General features: G+C 50.9%; 21 protein-coding genes. 11 read left to right on the top strand and 10 right to left on the bottom strand.

Features of this window, described 5'->3' with window-relative positions:
• Nucleotides 1-3 precede the first annotated feature (3 nt).
• From CRO74_RS15470 to CRO74_RS15460, 3 genes are all read right to left on the bottom strand, one after another.
• Nucleotides 4-1,014, bottom strand: coding sequence for a FecR family protein (locus tag CRO74_RS15470; RefSeq protein WP_097126924.1), 1,011 nt, complete (start codon nt 1,012-1,014; stop codon nt 4-6).
• Between the two features lie 57 nt (nt 1,015-1,071).
• Entirely contained in the window at nt 1,072-1,686 is a 615-nt protein-coding gene (locus tag CRO74_RS15465) for an RNA polymerase sigma-70 factor (RefSeq protein WP_245877857.1), read from the bottom strand.
• A 212-nt stretch (nt 1,687-1,898) separates the two neighbouring features.
• On the bottom strand, nt 1,899-2,621 hold the full coding sequence (locus CRO74_RS15460; RefSeq protein ID WP_097127123.1) for a DUF3891 family protein: 723 nt from the start codon (nt 2,619-2,621) through the stop codon (nt 1,899-1,901).
• Nucleotides 2,622-3,185: 564 nt separating this feature from the next.
• On the opposite strand from CRO74_RS15460, the gene CRO74_RS15455 reads away from it, so the two are divergent.
• On the top strand, nt 3,186-3,608 hold the full coding sequence (locus CRO74_RS15455; RefSeq protein WP_097126922.1) for a response regulator: 423 nt from the start codon (nt 3,186-3,188) through the stop codon (nt 3,606-3,608).
• 225 nt (nt 3,609-3,833) lie between these two features.
• Here the strand turns inward: CRO74_RS15455 and CRO74_RS15450 are convergent, their stop codons facing one another.
• Nucleotides 3,834-4,643, bottom strand: a complete 810-nt coding sequence (locus CRO74_RS15450) for a toxin-antitoxin system YwqK family antitoxin (protein ID WP_097126921.1) — start codon at nt 4,641-4,643, stop codon at nt 3,834-3,836.
• Nucleotides 4,644-5,434: 791 nt separating this feature from the next.
• On the opposite strand from CRO74_RS15450, the gene CRO74_RS31310 reads away from it, so the two are divergent.
• Both CRO74_RS31310 and CRO74_RS15445 read left to right on the top strand, forming a co-directional pair.
• The gene (locus CRO74_RS31310; protein ID WP_179830207.1) at nt 5,435-5,701 is read left to right on the top strand and encodes a hypothetical protein; all 267 of its coding nucleotides are present in this window, start codon (nt 5,435-5,437) and stop codon (nt 5,699-5,701) included.
• 159 nt (nt 5,702-5,860) lie between these two features.
• Nucleotides 5,861-6,460 carry a response regulator gene (locus CRO74_RS15445; RefSeq protein ID WP_245877856.1) on the top strand — a complete coding sequence of 200 codons (600 nt, stop codon included), beginning with the start codon at nt 5,861-5,863 and terminating at the stop codon, nt 6,458-6,460.
• Between the two features lie 44 nt (nt 6,461-6,504).
• Here the strand turns inward: CRO74_RS15445 and CRO74_RS31590 are convergent, their stop codons facing one another.
• The 3 genes from CRO74_RS31590 to CRO74_RS15435 form a co-directional block, all read right to left on the bottom strand.
• Nucleotides 6,505-6,660: a hypothetical protein gene (locus CRO74_RS31590; RefSeq protein WP_179830206.1), complete on the bottom strand. Its 156-nt coding sequence runs from the start codon at nt 6,658-6,660 to the stop codon at nt 6,505-6,507.
• 193 nt (nt 6,661-6,853) lie between these two features.
• The gene (locus CRO74_RS15440) at nt 6,854-8,512 is read right to left on the bottom strand and encodes a carboxylesterase/lipase family protein (protein ID WP_097126920.1); all 1,659 of its coding nucleotides are present in this window, start codon (nt 8,510-8,512) and stop codon (nt 6,854-6,856) included.
• Between the two features lie 264 nt (nt 8,513-8,776).
• Nucleotides 8,777-9,655, bottom strand: coding sequence for a helix-turn-helix domain-containing protein (locus CRO74_RS15435; RefSeq protein WP_097126919.1), 879 nt, complete (start codon nt 9,653-9,655; stop codon nt 8,777-8,779).
• 305 nt (nt 9,656-9,960) lie between these two features.
• Here CRO74_RS15435 and CRO74_RS15430 point away from each other — a divergent pair, with 305 nt between their 5' ends.
• From CRO74_RS15430 to CRO74_RS15395, 8 genes are all read left to right on the top strand, one after another.
• On the top strand, nt 9,961-10,284 hold the full coding sequence (locus CRO74_RS15430; protein ID WP_097126918.1) for a hypothetical protein: 324 nt from the start codon (nt 9,961-9,963) through the stop codon (nt 10,282-10,284).
• Between the two features lie 16 nt (nt 10,285-10,300).
• Nucleotides 10,301-11,260 carry a VOC family protein gene (locus CRO74_RS15425; RefSeq protein ID WP_097126917.1) on the top strand — a complete coding sequence of 320 codons (960 nt, stop codon included), beginning with the start codon at nt 10,301-10,303 and terminating at the stop codon, nt 11,258-11,260.
• A gap of 149 nt (nt 11,261-11,409) precedes the next feature.
• Entirely contained in the window at nt 11,410-12,126 is a 717-nt protein-coding gene (locus CRO74_RS15420) for a PIG-L deacetylase family protein (RefSeq protein WP_097126916.1), read from the top strand.
• 126 nt (nt 12,127-12,252) lie between these two features.
• Nucleotides 12,253-12,852 carry a 4-carboxy-4-hydroxy-2-oxoadipate aldolase/oxaloacetate decarboxylase gene (locus CRO74_RS15415; RefSeq protein WP_097126915.1) on the top strand — a complete coding sequence of 200 codons (600 nt, stop codon included), beginning with the start codon at nt 12,253-12,255 and terminating at the stop codon, nt 12,850-12,852.
• 4 nt (nt 12,853-12,856) lie between these two features.
• Complete coding sequence (locus CRO74_RS15410) at nt 12,857-13,630, top strand: NAD(P)-dependent oxidoreductase (protein WP_097126914.1); 774 nt, start codon at nt 12,857-12,859, stop codon at nt 13,628-13,630.
• Between the two features lie 3 nt (nt 13,631-13,633).
• Nucleotides 13,634-14,737 (top strand): 4-oxalomesaconate tautomerase, encoded by a 1,104-nt coding sequence (locus CRO74_RS15405; RefSeq protein ID WP_097126913.1) that lies wholly within the window; start codon nt 13,634-13,636, stop codon nt 14,735-14,737.
• 83 nt (nt 14,738-14,820) lie between these two features.
• Nucleotides 14,821-15,756 (top strand): sugar phosphate isomerase/epimerase family protein, encoded by a 936-nt coding sequence (locus tag CRO74_RS15400; RefSeq protein ID WP_097126912.1) that lies wholly within the window; start codon nt 14,821-14,823, stop codon nt 15,754-15,756.
• Between the two features lie 105 nt (nt 15,757-15,861).
• Nucleotides 15,862-16,263: a hypothetical protein gene (locus CRO74_RS15395; protein ID WP_097126911.1), complete on the top strand. Its 402-nt coding sequence runs from the start codon at nt 15,862-15,864 to the stop codon at nt 16,261-16,263.
• Between the two features lie 7 nt (nt 16,264-16,270).
• Here CRO74_RS15395 and CRO74_RS15390 read toward each other — a convergent pair whose 3' ends face one another.
• The 3 genes from CRO74_RS15390 to CRO74_RS15380 all read right to left on the bottom strand — a co-directional run bounded on the left by CRO74_RS15390 (nt 16,271) and on the right by CRO74_RS15380 (nt 17,698).
• Nucleotides 16,271-16,798, bottom strand: coding sequence for an ABC transporter permease (locus CRO74_RS15390; RefSeq protein ID WP_097126910.1), 528 nt, complete (start codon nt 16,796-16,798; stop codon nt 16,271-16,273).
• Nucleotides 16,799-17,057: 259 nt separating this feature from the next.
• Nucleotides 17,058-17,414, bottom strand: a complete 357-nt coding sequence (locus CRO74_RS15385; RefSeq protein WP_097126909.1) for a helix-turn-helix domain-containing protein — start codon at nt 17,412-17,414, stop codon at nt 17,058-17,060.
• Entirely contained in the window at nt 17,411-17,698 is a 288-nt protein-coding gene (locus CRO74_RS15380) for a type II toxin-antitoxin system HigB family toxin (protein ID WP_245877875.1), read from the bottom strand. The genes CRO74_RS15385 and CRO74_RS15380 overlap by 4 nt, the downstream gene beginning before the upstream one ends.
• Nucleotides 17,699-17,797 lie beyond the last annotated feature (99 nt).

The following is a 17,797-nucleotide window of genomic DNA, read 5'->3' as shown; positions in this document are numbered from 1 at the left end:
GGGTTAAATAGGTTGAGGAGCCAGCAGCACTTTATCGCTCTGCCGGGTAACTTGAACGTTTAAAGCTTCAGCAATAATAGACAGTAATTCATCGGCACTTTGAGCAGGGTAGGCACCTGACAGCGTTAACGCAGCCGTTTCTGGGTCTGAAATTTCCAGGCTTATGCCAAAATTTTCCTGGAACATGTACGTGATTTCCCTGAGTGAAGTCTCCTCAAAGACGTACCGATGGTCCCGCCAGGCCGCATAGTTCGCCGGTTGGGGGATTGGTTTCAGACGGGCAACTCCATTTTTTTTCAGGTTAACCAGATCACCCGGTTTCAGGGTAATCTGCCGTTCGCTCTGGCCTGCCTGGTGGTAATGGAGTTCAACTTTCCCTCGTTGCAGTACGACCTGTGTACCTCGGGCTCTGGCATACAAGGTGAACTCTGTACCCAGCACGACAACATCGGCCCCATTATCAGTTTTAACCACAAAGCGTTGATTGTTAGCCATGTGTGTGACTGAAAACAACGCTTCGCCATCCAGCCAAACCTGGCGGGTTTCGCGTCCGAAACCAAACCGGGGTACTCGTAACGTGGTGTTAGCGTTGAGCGTCACCTGGCTTCCATCTTCCAGTTGAACGACGCGCGTCTGACCATACGCTGTTTCATAGGTTTGATTCAGTAACTGTTGTCGAAATATAAAGCTGCCCACAAGGATAGTTATGGAGGCCGCTACTGCCCAAAGCAGCCAGTGTCGAGTAGTTGACTTGGGGAATGGTATACTTATAGCATCACTAGCTTGCACGTCTGCCGGGCGATCACTGGTTAAAAAATTGGTGTAGTTTTTTAGCGCATTTTGCTCTTCGGCTACATACTGCAAATGAGATTGTTCCCATTCTTCCAGCCATTCATAAAATAGTTCTTCATGGCGAGGATCTTCACACCATTCATCGATCAGCTTTCGTTGTAAGGATGTTGTCTTCCCCGCAAAAGAGTCAAAAATGAGTTGTTTATTGACGAGTTGATTCATGTCCAGGTGTATTTAGTAGGATGACACATTTGGTGCAGGAAAACCCTTAAATACAGTTTAGAAAAAATCGAATAAGATACCGATGCTCAGCAGAAACCATCGATCTTTCAATAATTCCCGCAGTGAATGACTGGCCAGGCGGATATGTACTTCAATCGTTCGAACCGAAAGGCCAAGCTCACCGGCAATTTCACCGTATTTCTTTCCTTCAAAGCGATACATCAGGTAAATGCGTCGGCGCTGTACAGGTAAAGACTCGATCGCTTTTTCTACATCCTGATAGAGTTCATCATACTGGGTGATGGCGTCTGGTTGCTGATGCTCTTTTGTCGCCTGATACTGGGCTTCATCAAGAGATACATCTCGTTGAAATGTTTGCCGAATGTAATTATAGGCCCTGTTTCGAATGGTTTTGTAGAGATAGGCCCGGTAAGAAGTGGTAATGGTACTAAAAATCTGCTGTTCATAAAACTGACAGAACATATCCGCGACCAGGTCTTCAGCAACAGCTTTTGACCCCACAAAACGCACAGCATGGCTGCAGAGGAAGACATAATGCTGTCGAAAAAGTAATTCACACCCCAATCGGACGTCAGTTTTGAACGTTCGGCGGATAAATAGTTCTTTATCGGTAGCTAAGGGCTCCAGCTCATCTGGTGCTGATGCGTCCATAGTTGATAAAGGTACTGAATCAATCACTGCGTCGTATGTTTGCCAGGTACTGATTAGTTGCATGTTCTGTCTGATTAATGATATGATCATTAATAACCATTCCAACTAAATGACACATTAACCTATCCAATACCCTTAAGACAAACAGGATATTTTCAGTAAAAATTTTCATCATCTGGCGATTTTGTCATAAAAAGCCTTTATCGGTACGCTTACCTACACCTGAAAACCCATTCGCGCAGCTCGACGGGTGCTTCATTGATGGCCTGGTAGAGTTGCTCATCGTCGATAAACTGGAGTTGAGCGACCGGATATACCTCAACACCAACCCTGAATTCGGCCGACTCAAAGGGCCAGGGATCGACGCTCAGGGAGTTGTCAGCACGTTGGTGAATAAAGTAGGCTACACCATCGGGACCTTTACTAATTTCAAGTTGTCGGGCTTCGGGGGGCAGTTGGTTGCGGCATAGAATGAGCGAGAGCGCATCGCACCACTGCACCAGGTCGTAGGCATAGACAACTTCTTTCTGGCTGGCACCATAAGCGGCTCGCCACTTTTTTTGATTGCTCTTTTGTTGCTCCAGAAACTCATCCATGGCTTTGTCCTTTCCGCCTGTGGGTTGGTAAAGAAACGTGCTGTGATGGGAGACCATAAGCGCATTCCAGCGGCTTTTTCGCAGGGCAATGTCAATCATGCGGTGGCACTGAGGCACCGAGTAGGGTTCGAATGACAACGGCGCACCGGCTTGAGAGAGGTGGTTGTTGCCCGCAAAGGGTTGTTGCCCATCGTCGTGTTCGAGGAGGGCCGTTAAGGTTTGATGCCAGAAAAGAGGCCGTTGGCTGGTTTTCCAATGGGTGGCAATCTGGTAGGCCAGCAAGCCATGGGCCTGCTGATGAATAATATCCCAGCCCTGGCTGGTGGGGTGAACGATCATGGGAATTCGCGTCGAGGTTGGATCCATCTAACCGGCGGATCAGGCGTTGTGTTTACCGGGACGAGTTTGAGAAAGTCGGGTCGATACAGCACCGGCCGTCCGCTCAGACGGCCCTGCTAAAAATTCGATCAGAACTTGGAATCTGTCCATCTGACAACGTTTGAAAACGTGGGCTATCCCTCCGCTTAAATCGGTTGGGTTATCAACCAAGACAACTCTCAACTGCCTTTTTTAATACGGGGTCGTTTCGGTCTGGATCGAACCGGGGGTTTTGGTTGAGTGGGTTGAGACAGAGTAGGCTGAGCAGGTTTTGTTTGGTTGATGTTCATCGAGTCGGTTGTATAAAATTCATTCAACCGGTAAGCTTGTGGTTCGGTTTGATTCGTAGTGTCACATTGAGCTTACGTGCCCCAGGCAGTGCCATCAAGTAATAGTTGGTAAACGTTCCGGCCAGGAGGTTGTTCAACCGACTGAAAAGAATCTCTAATCGACCCATGCAGCCCGATCAATGGTTTTGAGCATATTTGTCCGATAATAGGGCTCTCCATTCACTTAACTTGTCCCATGAACAAAAACGGACCCGTCATTCTCATTGAAGATGATGCCGATGATCAATTCCTGTTTGAGCAAGTCTTCAGGAAGTTAAACTATCCAAATCAAGTCAGGTACTTCCCGGATGGACAAGAAGCCCTGGATTACTTGTTGTCGACGACCGAATTGCCGTTTCTGATCCTGTCGGACATCAACATGCCCCGCTTAAACGGGATTGAACTGCGGGAGAAACTGCACCGCGATGCCGCCCTGCAACTAAAGTGCATCCCATATTTGTTTTTCTCCACGGCCGCCAGCCAGGAGATGGTGATCAATGCCTATAGTTTATCAGTCCAGGGTTTTTTCGTCAAGCAAAACTCGCTGGAGGAGCTGGAGAAGAGCATCTATTTTATCATGGAGTATTGGAAACGATGCGCTGCCCCTAACAATTTTTAGCTCACAACCGGTAGTAGGGTATCAATTGGGGACAACCTACCAGTCGTATGCAACGGACAGAAGTAAACAGTTATTAAAAGAAGCCATCTAAATAATCACCTAAACGAATTGGCAAACCCGTGAAAGCCCATTCGTCTCACCAGGGAGCGTTTATGCGAGACACTGATTTATTAATATCTGTCCAATACAATCCACCGCATACGCTCAGTTTGTGTACCCCTACTCTTAATAGTACTCCAACTCCGTAATGCTTCCGTTTTGACGGATACGTAACGGCAAGCCATCAGAGCGGTATTCATAAGTTAAACCCGGAGATAACTGCGTATTAGGGCTCAGAAACAGGGCAGCAGGATAGTAAACCGTGTTAAAATAGGGATTACGGCCGGTGTCATATTCATAGGTAAACGTGCGGTCAGAGAGGTCAGCCGAAGCTACGTTGCTTTGTTCTCTAATCGCTATTACATTGGCACGTGTGTCGTAAGTGAGTGTTTGAGTAACGGCCAATACGCCCTTAGCATCGTACCGTAGCACTTTGATTACTTTCCCCTGTGCGTTATAGGCATACACGCTTTTACTGCGAAAATCCCAGCTTCCATTAAGGGTAAGATACGTCCGGCTCTCAGTAATACGCCCGGCTGCATCAGTTGATAACTCGTCGTAACTTGTCCAGTCCACTGGGCCAGTGCAATCATACACACTTGAGTAGCCGCAGTTATTGGCGAATTGCTGTACATAAAGTAAGCGGCCATCTTTGTCGTAACGATACTGAACGGCTGATTCCACGGCATCAAAACGAAAAAGTCGCCACTCGATTAATTGGCCGCGCTCATTATAACGCCATTCACCACTGGTTTTGCCGTTTTGGGTTTCACGCTTAAGACGACCGGCGGCAGAGTTACCCTCTTGAAACGATTGGTACGTAGTAGGCAGGTCGGCAAGGGATGTAACAGGAGCACCTAAGGGGACGACTCTATTTTGCTCCCGGCAACAAACGTTAAGCAGTAAAAGGCTTATAAACGTAAAAAAATAGCGCATAAGGTTTTGTTAAAGATAACTTACTAGACAAAGACCCCCTATGACTTTAAAGGGTTGGTAACAAGTTAGTAGTGGTCAGGCATACCCTATGAAATGTACAACAAAACAGGGTTTAGAAGCGTGAACAAAACGTATAACAAAACTGAGCGTTTTGTAAAACTCTGTCTCGCGTAACCATAGTCCACGTGGACTGTGTACTAAATGGGACCGTCAAAATGTACCTCATCATTTAATACTTACTTGAGAATATGGTTATTTCAAACCCAATTTTGGTCAGTTCACCACACACAACAAGCGTATGACCATAAGTTTACCCTAAAATTGAGCAAATTACCTCACCAGTTCTCCTGTAAGGCAAAAGAAGCCTACAACAGATAAGTTAGAGGGCTACCATTCCGGTGAACTGTTCCATCATGTCAATTGTACCGTTAAACTAGCTCAATTAAGCTGACTGTAACCTTACGTTGATTTGTTTACTCAGTTCCTTTCCGGAAAACAGGCTTGAACGTTTTTAACTTTCTATGTCGTAAGCCGGAAAAGGAAGCGAATGTTTCCGCTACCAGACTTGTGACATGTTGATTATCGGTCCGGATTGTCTTTGGTAGAGCCTGTGGCACGAATGGGTACAACTCCCCACTAACTAACGGATAGGTTATCGTTACTATCCAGTAAGGCCGCTGCCTGGGAGATAAGGGGTATTTTGAGTCGACTGGCTAACCATCCGATCGCCTGTTCATCTCGAAATACTGAATACACGTTGTCCTGGTTGACTTATTTATATACCGTGACGTATGTCTTTGTTTACTGTTTTTTGCGCTGTTCTTTCTGTATTAATCCTGGTGGTCTTCATTCGTGAAGTGCTCCGTCGTGTGACCAGTCAAAGACAATGCCCGATCTGTGGGGATGCGTATCCGGATCGAATCAAACGACCCGCCTGGTTAAAATCCATGCAGTTCCTGCTGTCATCGGCCCGCTACCAGTGTCATGCCTGCGGCAACCGCTTCATTCAGCTAGGGCAATCTTCAGCGAAGGCTTTGGAAGACTCAGTTATGCACTAAAGTTTGGTCACAGCGGCAGAGGAAGCCCTCCCGTAAATTCTTTTTCGCAGGCTACGAATTGTCGTTGACAGGCAGTAAAACAAGCCGACCCATCAAACGCCCCCATTAGGGGGTCTGTTGATGACCACTTCTGCGTCGCAAGAGAGGGTTTCCAATCCCGTGACTTGTTACTATCTGTCAAACGCGATCAGTCTCATCGGTCGGCCAGCGTTCCGGGAACAGGGTTGTGACTGGCTATCCAGTGGGCTTACAGTGAGTGGCCCGCGTTTCTCATTCTTCATCGGGCAGGCCATTCGCGAATATAGGTTGATGGCTCGTCTTCTCCTCCTTTGTAAACTAAAAACGTTAAGTGCTTTGCTACTGGTGCTGGATGATGATGACGATGACTGCGTGATGCTCACCCAGTTGATCAAAACACGCTTTGGTGAGCGGCTGTCGCTGGTTTGTACCACCAGCCAGGCCGACTTTCTGGCCCATCTGGCCCCTGGCGAACCACTAGTCAGTTTGATCCTGCTGGATTACCATCTACCCCCTACGACGTCCAGGGAGTTAATCCCCTTGATCCGGGCCCAGGCGGGTCGGGAACAGGTACCGGTGGTGGTTTGGTCCGCCCAGGCGAGCGCTCAGGCCCAACAGGCTTGCCTGGCTCAGGGAGCCAGTGAGTATCTGTCAAAAGTGGCGGGTGTGGAGCAGCTAAGCCAACAACTTAGCCAGCTCGTGCTCCGGTACCTACCGGCTTTCCCCCCCGATGAGGCCTGAAAGCCCACCGACTCGATTAGTCCGCAGCTTGGGTCGGCTCGTGCTCACGCCAACCAGCTTTCGTACGTTTTGGCAGATTCCAGGGCTAGCTGATTTTCGGCGACACCCGCACGGCTGAACGGCTGGCTGACCTGTCTTAGGCTCCCGGCGAGGCAGATTATGTATTCGCCCGTTTTGTGGGACTCATGCCAGGCCTTCATTATCAGTAACAATTTAAAGCAAATGATGTCTCAAATCGTCGTCTCACTTAACAATACCTCATTTTCTTCACATCATCTGAGTTTTTGCGACAACAGTATAGCCTATTCCGGTTCTTAACGTAAAGCCAGCCGGTCTGCTGTCACTCCCGAAATTCGGTGTACAACAAACCGGCTGGCTTCTGAACGCTACTCGTTAAACCAGTGTCTTTCTAGCCTCGCGGTCGGGGTCGTTGGCCAGTGCAGAGGTATCGTCCAGAATCATCGTTTCGCCGTTTTGCGTTGTGTAGGGCTTCCAGTTGGGTAAGCCGCCCCCGTTAGGATTGCCGGTTTTCACAAAATTGAGGAACGAACCAGCCATCTTCTCCGACAAAGCACGGGGGCGTTTGCCGCCACCCGTGTGGGTCAGCATCAGGTCGGTATTGTAAAACCAGAAACAGATATCGTCGCAGTGGAACGCCCGCATCCGACCGTCGAAGAGCGGGGGCTGCCAGCCAAACCAGGCCACATAAACGGGTGATTTCTGTTGCGATGCTTTCGCATCGGCAGCGGCTACCACGTTCTTGCGGTTCGACACAATTAAGGCCCAGATTTCAATAGGACGCGCTTTTGGGAAATTTCTTGCGTAGGCATCCACGATGTCGCTGGTCTTGTCGCCAAAGCGGGGTTTGATCTTTTCTTTTACTTCAGCGAGTGAAATGTTCTCCAGAGAAGCATCGGTCCGGTCGGGGTTTTGCTCGTGGAAAGTCGAGCAGATCATCAGCGGGATATTGGCCGAGAAGTGGTTAGCATCCGAGAAGAACTTGCCGTCGTTCAGGGTCGCGCCATCCGCTACGGGCGAATAACCACCGCGCAGCAGACCCATCTTTTTAGCTTCGTCGGACATTTTTTCGACGGCCCGGTTGGCAATATCGATGTATTCGCGCCACGGAATCTGCTGTAGTTTGTCGATTTCGCCAGGTTTCAAACCAGCTTCTTCCATCACTTTCAGCCCCAGCTTTTCGGCATACTCCTTGTTAGTTCCGGCCAGCGAGCTGCCGCTCAAGGCTACCGCCTTATGAAATAGCCCTTTGGCCGAAGGCATATTCATCAGGGTCGTCACCTTGGCTCCTCCCCCCGACTGACCGATGATGGTCACATTATTAGGATCGCCACCGAAATTGGCGATGTTGTTTTTCACCCATTCCAGAGCCGCCACCATGTCCAGATTCCCCACGTTGCCGGATGCCGCGTGACCGCCAGCCGCTTTCAGGTGAGTGTAGCCCAACGCGCCGAGCCGGTGGTTAATGGAGCAGAACACGACATTACCCAGTCGGGAAATATTCTCGCCATGATAGCCGTCCTGCTCAATCGCATTGCCATTGACGAATCCGCCCCCGTGCAACCACACGATTACGGGCCGTTTCTGCGTATCCAGCGCCGGGGTCCAGACATTTAGTTTCAGACAGTCTTCCGATACGTCGTCGTAGTTCCAGTGGTCGACAAACGAGGCATAGGGGTTGGCGTACCGCTTTTCCATGATCTGTGGAGCGGAGTTCCCCCACCAGAGAGCAGGCCGAATCTCGGTCCAGGCTGCGGGCTTTTGCGGAGGCATGAAGCGATTTTTCCCCGACGTATCGGCTCCGTAGGGTACGCCCAAAAACTGATGAATACCCCGCAGAATAAATCCCCTCACCTTGCCGTATTCTGTTTTGGCAATGGCTATGTTGTCGCCCACGAACAAAGCCTGCTCGTCGCCGACTGGCTTAGCTACTTTCGGTGGTTTCACACCAGCCGCCATGGATTGTTCAGCCACGCCCAGGCTGGCTACGCCGACGCCGAGTGACTGTAAGAAATTTCGTCTTGACGGTTTCATTATCTATCTGTTAAAAGGTAAAGGAGAACTTCACATATGACTTTACGTAAAAGAGACATAATGGGACGTTTTTACTATTCCGGACGGATAGATTTATGACTGACTATCAATGAATCAATAATTCGTAAAGGCGTAACCTTACCTTTTTACCCGGTAATCTACAGCCTGGCCCCGTTCAACAATAACGCTCCCGTAAGCAGAAGCCACATGGACAGCTTTTTCATTGATTGGGTGGTTTAAAAAATTCACCAAATCTAGTCCACTCTACCCCTTCATTTGCCCCTCACGAAATTCGGACGGCGACAGACCCGTATGCTTTCGAAAAAATTTGGCAAAATAGTTTGGGTATTCGAAGTGGAGCAGGTACGCGATTTCTGAAACGGAATAGGTTGTGTACGTCAGGTATTTGCGGGCTTCGTCCAGAATATGCACTTGTACCAGTTGGCTGGCCGATTTACCCGAAACAGCCTGGCAAATCCGGTTCAGGTGGACCGGTGTAATAGCCAGATCGTCGGCGAGTTGGGCAATAGTGTGCGTTGTACCAACCTGCCGGACCCGCTGCTGAAACTTCCGAAAATAGTGGAGCGATAGATTGTTTGTTCCGGCACTTGTCTGTTCGCTTTGCTGCCATAGTCGGTAGACGACCAAAAAAAACTGTTGCAGACAACTCTGTAACATCATCCGTTTTTCGGGCTGGTCGTCAAATAATTCGTCGTGAATCGCTTTGATCAATTCGCTAACCCGCCTGGCCGAGTAGGGCTCCTGAACTATTGAGAGACATTGCAGGCTGCCCAGCATGGCCGCAACGGGCGATCCACCGGGAAACAACGTATCGATGAGCGCGTCGGACAAGGTCAGGATACGCCCTCTCACATCGGAATTATACACAAATCCATGCAGAGCCGTAGGAGGAATGAGCAACAAACACGGGCCGGTGAGTTGACGGGTACGGGTAGCTTCCTGAAAGTTAAATTGACCGGTTTCTACAAAAAATACCTGAAACAACCGGGCATGGATATGCGGCTGAATAACCCAGTCGAAGCTTTGACTACGAGTTTCCAGCAATTCGGAGAACAGATACTCCGCATCGGGCCGGGTGTTTGCCTCGCCATAAAGTCCATCATATTGGGTAATTCGCTGCATAGACTTCAAGTTTGCTTTGTTTCCACACTTATTTTACCATCTGCTCTCGATTAAGTAGCGCTAACCGTTCTTATACACACGAAAAAAGAACATAAAAGGTGAAATAATTGCTACTGTGCTGATTCATTTCGATAAAAACGCAAGGTACTGATGATGCCGGTACTACGTTTAATGGGCGAAGATATTTTGCTGGCTAGTTATTTAGCCACTCATATGTTCGATTTGTTTCCACAAAACAATGAAGAGTTTCGGCATGGCCCCAGGGAAGCCAGATACCTTTGTTGCACAACAAATCGCCCATCGCCATGTCCATATCTCATTGTAGTCTCGTCGCTGTTTTCCTGCTGAGTTACAGCCTGACATTTGCCCAGCCGCCGGGCATGCCTTCGGGTGGTCCTCCTCCCGGTGGCACACAACGAGGTGGCCCAATGCCTAAAGCCAATACGGACAACGCAGATAAAATGGCTACCCGGGGCGGCTCCGCTGGAGGAAATCTGGCCGCACTGGCCGGTACCACAGGCAAGGTGACCTACACCCCCATTGAAGGCGCGGGGCATGGCGGTCCACAGTTCGAAGCGCCGGAGAATCTGGAGACGGTTTTCATCTTCCTGGACAAGCACCTGAAATAAACCTTTCGTGCCAACCATGAACGAAACTATCTGGGATCTGGCTCACCTGGGCCACGTCGAACTACTAACGCCCAAACTCGACCAAAGTACCCGCTTTTTTACGGAGATCATGGGTATGTCGATCACGGCTACCGCCGGTGATTCCATCTACCTGCGGGCTTACGATGATTACGAGCACCATACCCTGAAGCTAACGGCCAGTCCACAGGCCGGTATGCGTCACTTTGCTTGGCGTACCCGTAGTCCGCAAGCCCTCCAGCGCCGGGTAGAAGCTATTCGGCAAACGCCCTACGCCATCGGCTGGAATGACGGCGACCTGGGCCACGGTCCGGCATTTGAATTTCGCTCGCCCGATGGGCACCTGACCGAAATTTACTTCGAAACCGAAAAGTACCGCTGCGGCCCGCAGGATCAGTCGGCGCTGAAAAACACGGCGAGCCGCTTTCCCGGTCGGGGCATCAACGTCCGGCGTATCGACCACCTCAACCTGTTTGCCAGTGATGTACGGGCGTACCGCGATTTTCAGCTGGAAACCCTGGGCGGCATTATGAGCGAAAGTATTGTGGATGATTTAGAAAACATGAACCCGCGTGCCGTGTGGTTTATGGTCAATTCAAAATCCTACGATCTGGCCGTCACGCTCGACTATCTGGCTCTTCAGGGGCGGTTTCACCACCTTACCTACGCCGTGAACAGTCGGGAGGAGGTGCTGATCGCTGCCGACATTTGCCTTGAAAACGGCATCCAGATCGAGACGGGGCCGCACAAGCACATCATTCAGCAAACGTTTTTTCTGTACGTCTACGAGCCCGGCGGCAACCGCATTGAGATTGCCAACACCACCGCCCGGCTCATCACCGACCCCGATTACAAAACCGTTTTCTGGACCATGGAAGAACGAAAACGCGGGCAGGCCTGGGGTTTGCCCACCATCCCCAGTTTTCACACACAAGGCACGCCCATGCCATCCCCGTAGAGACGCAATACCTTGCGTCTCCTCACGTGTCAGCCATTGGCGTCTCCTCACGCGTCAGCCATTGGCGTCTCCTCACGCGTCAGCAATACATTAACAGGTTAGAAACCATCCGGAAATGAGACGCAAGGTATTGCGTCTCTACATTGAACATGAACAAACTCCTCATTATCGGTGCCCACTCCGGCGATTTCGTCTGGCGGGCGGCTGGCACAATTGCCAAGGCTCTGGAAGAAGGGGCCGAAACTCTGGTCGTTGCCCTGTCGTATGGCGAACGGGGCGAGTCGGGCGAACTCTGGAAAGAAGACCCCAAACGCAGTGTCGACAGCGTGAAAGCGATACGGCACGAGCAGGCGCAACAGGCCGCCGACATTCTCGGTACACCGATTCAATTCCTGGACTGGGGTGACTACCCAATGCTGTTGACCGACCAGCGGGTGGAGCAGTTGACCAACCTCATCGGCGATTTCGAGCCGACCGTTATCCTGACGCACAGCGAAAAAGATCCATTCAATCCCGATCACCCACTGGCGTTTCAGGCGGTGCAACGGGCGCGGTTGCTGTCGTCGGGTGCGGGGGTTCCGAGCGCTTTCAAGAACATCGACCCACCCGTCTGGTATTCGTTTGAGCCGCACCAGCCCGAACTGTGTGGTTTCGTACCAGACACCTTTGTGGATATTACGTCGGTGATGGAAAAGAAGCGAGCGGCTATGGCCTGTATGGGTGCGCAAACCTACCTGCGTGATTACTACGCCGAACTGGCCTCCCGACGCGCCAACCACGCCCGCCGGATTTCCGGGCAAAAGCACATTCAATTCGCCGAAGCGCATCAGCGTCAGGTGCCAAGAGTGACGGAGAGTATTTTTTAAATTTTATGCCACAGAGATTCGCAGAGAAAACACCGGTACGCCGGAGCGGGAGATACACAGAGAAATATCAAAAAAACTCTGTGTATCTCTTTTTTCTCCGTGCATCTCCGTGTAACAACTCACAAAATGAACCACTCCAACCTCGCACCATTCTCTACCGCCACCCTGCACGAAGCACTCGGCAAGGCCGGTAATCTACCCTCGGCCATCAAACCGATTGCGCCCGGTATGAAGATCTGTGGCCCAGCGTATACCGTGCAGACGATACCGGGCGACAACAAGATCCTGCATCGGGCGTATGCCTATGCTCAGCCGGGTGATGTACTCGTGGCCCACTGCTCCGACTATTACGAAGCGGGCTACTGGGGTGATTTAATGAGTCTGGGTGCCAAAACGAAAGGCCTTGCCGGGCTGGTGATCGATGCCTGCGTCCGCGATGCCGACGACATCGAAGCGATGGGTTTTCCGGTGTTCAGCCGGGGACTGTGCATCAAGGGTACGTCAAGTATAGAAGGCGGCACGTTGAACGAACCCATCATCATTGGTGGCGTAGTGGTTCACCCCGGCGACATCATTGTGGGGGACCGCGATGGCGTGGTAGTCGTGCCCAAGGACCGTATTGAGGACGTATTCGAAAAAGCAACCGCCCGCGAGGCCCGCGAAGAATCCATCCGCGAACAACTCCGGCAGGGCAAAACATCCATTCAAATTTACGGGTGGAACTAGACAAATGAAAATCGCACTACTTGGTCTGGGTGAAGCGGGGAGTCGTTTCGCCAATGATTTAGCCAGCCTGGGCGTAACCGTTGTTGGCTATGACCCGGCGCTTAAACGAGATCTATTACCGACCGTAACCCTGGTCGGCAGCAATGCCGAAGCGGTCCTGAACGCCGATGTAATTCTAAGCGTCAACCTGTCGGCAGTGGCGGAAACCGTTGCTGCCGAGGTATTGCCGATTCTTCGACCGGGGCAGTTATACGCCGAAATGAACACGGCTTCACCCGATACCAAACGCCGGGTCGAAGCCATCATCAGTCCTTCCGGCGCTCAGGTCGTGGATGTTGCCATCATGGCACCCGTACCGCCCAAAGGCATTTTAACGCCGTTTCTGGTATCGGGTCCCGGTGCCGATCGGTATGCGGAGTTGCTACTGCCATTGGGACTGAATATTGCTGTACTGAGCGATCAGACGGGCGAGGCTGCCACGCGAAAGCTGCTCCGGTCCATTGTGTACAAGGGCATTGCCGCCGTAATTGGCGAAGCTGTAGACGCGGGCCGCTCGTTTGGGCTGGAACCGTACATTCGAGCGCAGATTCTGTCGGTAGTTGGTGGCAACGACGCGCTGATCGACCGGTTTCTGGAAGGCAGCAAAACCCACGCCCTCCGCCGAAGCCATGAACTCGAAGCCGTTGTCGCCATGCTCGGCGCACAGCATATTGAGCCGGTGATGTCGCGGGCCACCCTAACCAGCCTTGAAAATCTAATTGATCCTACTCAGCGATAAACCATGCCACAACGTGCCATTCCGGTCATGCAGTTTCGAGGAGGCTCGTCCAAAGGGCTGTTCTTCAAGGCAACTGACCTTCCCGCCGATGAAACTGAACGCCACCGCCTGATTCTGGCCGCAATGGAGGGCGGTGGCGGTGGTGATCCCAGGCAGATTGATGGGCTGGGTGGCGCTACATCCCTGACCAGCAAAGTGGCGGTCGTCAGTTTATCCGACAAACCTGATACCGATCTGGATTACCTGTTTTTACAGGTAGTCGTGGGAGCCGGGCGGGTATCGGACGGACAAAACTGCGGAAACATACTGGCGGCCGTCCTGCCCTTCGCCATCGAATCGGGGCTGTTTCCAGCCGGTAGTCCAACGACTACAGCCCGCATCAACATGGTGAATACGGGCGGCATCTGCGAAGTAACGGTGCAAACACCCGGCGGGGTTGTTGAGTATGCGAGTAACCCGGCCGTAGGCAGTGCCAAAGTCGATGGCGTACCGGGAACGGGCGCACCGATTCTCTGTAACTATCTGGGCATTGCCGGGTCGACCTGCGGTGCATTGTTACCCACGGGCCAAATCCGGAACCGGGTAAACGGCATTGAGGTAACCTGCATTGACAACGGGATGCCGGAGGTGATTCTTCGGGCGGCCGATTTTGGCGTTACCGGCTACGAATCCCCCGCCGAACTCGAAGCCGATGAGTCGTTGAAACGAACCCTCGAAGGCATCCGGCTCGCCGTTGGCCCGCTCATGAACCTGGGTGATGTGACTAACAAAACCGTACCGAAACTGTGTTTAATTGCGCCACCCCGAGCGGGCGGCATGATTAGTACACGAACGTTCATTCCGCACCGGGTTCACGAAGCTATTGGCGTATTGGGAGCCGTTTCTACCGCTACGGCCTGTTTGTTGCCCGGCTCCGTGGCCGACGGAATTGCCGTTTTACCTAAAAATGACGATTCCGGTTATTCTGTGGAACATCCCACGGGTGAGTTTACGGTCCGGCTGGAGCAAAACGTTCAAAATGGGATGATGGAGATTGGTAAGTCGGGCGTTATCCGAACAGCACGACTGCTGAGCCGGGGTGAGGTACTGGTGCCACTGCTGGGCTGAGTCAACGAAAAAGAAGTAGTGGACTGTTGTATCGGGCGATTTTTGCTAGCTTTAAGTTCTGTACTTTTTCCCCTCCTACCCTAATGAAATCTTTCTCCCGTCGCACCTTTTTGCAGTCGTCGGCGCTATTGGCGAGCAGCGCCGTACTGCCCTCCTATCGGCCGATTTTCGGCGCAGCCCCGAAACCGCTCCGACTTGGCGGCCCTATCTTCCTGAAAAGCACAGACCCCGACGAGCTGGCGCGCGAACATCGGCGGTTGCAGTACAGTGCGGCCTATGTTCCTGCGGTCGAGCTGACCGATACAAACAAAATTGAAGCCATAAGCAAGGCGTTTGCTGCTCAGAATGTGCTCATTGCCGAAGTGGGTGCCTGGGTGAATATGCTGGATCAGGATGCTGAAAAACGGCGCAAAAACCTCGCGTACGTCACCGATCGGCTGGCGCTGGCGGAGGCCGTTGGCGCGCGGGTTTGTGTCAACATTGGCGGGTCGTTCAGCCCCACGAACTGGGATGGTCCCGACGCGCGCGACCTGAGCAAAGACTACTTTGACGCTACCGTCGAGAACTGTCGGAAGGTTATCGATGCCGTGAAACCAAAGCGGGCCAAATTTGCGCTCGAAATGATGGGGTGGAGCCTGCCCGATGGTCCCGACGCCTACCTCAAATTCATCAAAGCCATTGACCGTCCGGCCTTTGGCGCACACGTAGACATTGCTAACATCATTAACAGTCCGGCGCGTTTTTTCACGAATACGGCCCTCATCAATGACACCTTTCAGAAATTAGGACGCTGGATTATTTCGGCTCACGCCAAAGACATTGCGCCGAAAGATGGTCATTTTATGGAGACCATGCCGGGCCGAGGTCGGCTGGATTATGCCGCTTATATCCGTAACGTCACGTCCTTACCCCAGGAAGTACCGCTGATGCTGGAGCATTTACGTACCGCCGAGGAGTATGACGAAGCCAGAACCTTTGTCATAAAGAAAGCGGCCGAGATTCAGGTTCCGCTGGCGTAACGAATTGATAACAAGCATGTACGGAGTATTCGCCCTAAATTGTTCTCTTTTGCATCAAGGCGTCAGACAGTGGCTCCAATCACTTAATTTTTTCCCTAACAAAAAATGGCAATCAGAACATTACTCTCAGTAGTCGTACTACTTACGCTCACCTTTCAGGCGGTAAAAGCACAAACTGCGCCCGCCACGAGCGATTCACTAACAACCCTAACCGGCAAATGGGTGGGCACATTTGATGGCCCGACAACCGGGAAACTCGAACTGGTCCTTAGTCAGGACAGCAATCGAAAAATAACAGGAAAGATTACCGCGATCAACAATAGTGGTGACCAGTATACCGCTGAGTTGAAAACGGTTGTCTGGCAAAACGGCAAATTAACGATCACCTACGCCTATCCGGAAGGCGGAGACATTAACCTATCCGGAAATTACGCTAAATCAGTACTCAAAGGAACCTGGGAGCTGGATGGTGGTCAGGCAACGGGAACCTGGCAAGCGAGTCGGTAACGGCAACCTATAAGTCAGGGATTTCCATGATCCGAACCTTCATGACCGGTTGTTCGCCATCGGGAACGATGACAATAAGGGAGTTACTCACGGTTTCGCCGTTTCGCAGCATGTGCCCGGCCTGAATGTTGGTTATCGTTACCACTTCTTTTCCCTCGGCGTTCTTTACCCGTTGCCGATAAGGCACGGTGAATGGCCGCGCCAGAACCTTTGCGCTTTTAGAGGTCAGGCGTTTTCCGGTGGCGTTCAGACAATCGAAATGGGCCAGTTCATTTTGGTCATTCTGATCCAGCAACGCCTGACGGGGGAACATGATCTTGGTACAGTTGCTCTTGTTTGTCGCATAAACGGACAGTTCGTAGCGCATGAAACGCTCCCCGCCAATATCGACACGACGTTCGTTTCGTATTTCGAAGCCGTAATCAATTCCATTGAACTGAGCTGGTTTGCCGGGCTGTGCATCATAGGCCTGCTGGCCAAAAAGAGAGGAGCAAATGCCTGTTAAAAGCAGAAAGCAGGTAATTAATCGGTTCATGAGTAGTAAGTAGCGGTTTGGGCAGAAAAATAAGGGTTATGTATGTTCGATACATAACCCTTTTAGTTAACGTCTAAAAATATCGTTCCTTGCGTACTAATGCAATACTACTCATTCATCCATGAGTAATTTAATCGCATTGTCATCGGAAATTACTCAGCCTGTATTCACTTACACCACTTTGCTCAACAGATGCGGGCGCTCGTTGGCGACTTTCAGGACTAGTTCGCCGAAGAGGGTGTTGGCCCTATTCACTCATTTAGGCAAGCAGAACCCCGGCGGGTATCCCTAATTCTTTGTGAAAGAATTTAGCCATTTCGAGCGTCAGCGGCTTGCGTTTGTTTAATACCGCAGAAACGTAACTTTTGCTACCTAGCTTACCAACAAAGTCCTTATTCTTATAGCCATTTTCAGCCATTTTTAAACGAATGGCGTCAATGGGGTCAGGAGCAGGAATAGGATAATGTTCATCTTCGTACGACTTTATCAGCAGGAGCGCTACCTGTAAGGTCTCCCCTACAGGGCTATCTGGCTGGACTTTTTTGTCAAACTGTTCGTCAACCCACGCCATTAACTCCTCGTATTCCTGTTCGTTCTTTATCGTCTTAAGTGTCATGGTCTTTCGTATTGTACAGTCGCTACATCAATTTTATCGTATTCAGCATGAGTACCAAACCATTTAATCTGAATTGTCTTAAACGCGAATACCATCCGGACAACCAGTCGATACTTGTTACCCATTATATTAAACACAACCCTATCATCAGCTACAACACTCGCGTTTCCGTAAGTTGCCTTTAGTTCATTAAAATTCGCAAACTCCTGCTCGTACAATTCAGCATACCATTGTTTTAAGGCACTGGACGCCTGAGGATACAACCGACAATAGTCAAGTAACATACGGCGTGCTATGATATTAAACATTTAGTAATCTAGAGAAAGTTTACTCATAGTAAACAGTTTCAACTGTAAATAACAAGCTATTACACTTGCCCCTTC

This window comes from Spirosoma fluviale (assembly GCF_900230225.1).
In the GTDB taxonomy this organism is placed as follows: Bacteria; Bacteroidota; Bacteroidia; order Cytophagales; family Spirosomataceae; genus Spirosoma; species Spirosoma fluviale.
This window is presented reverse-complemented; position numbering and strand designations above follow the sequence as displayed.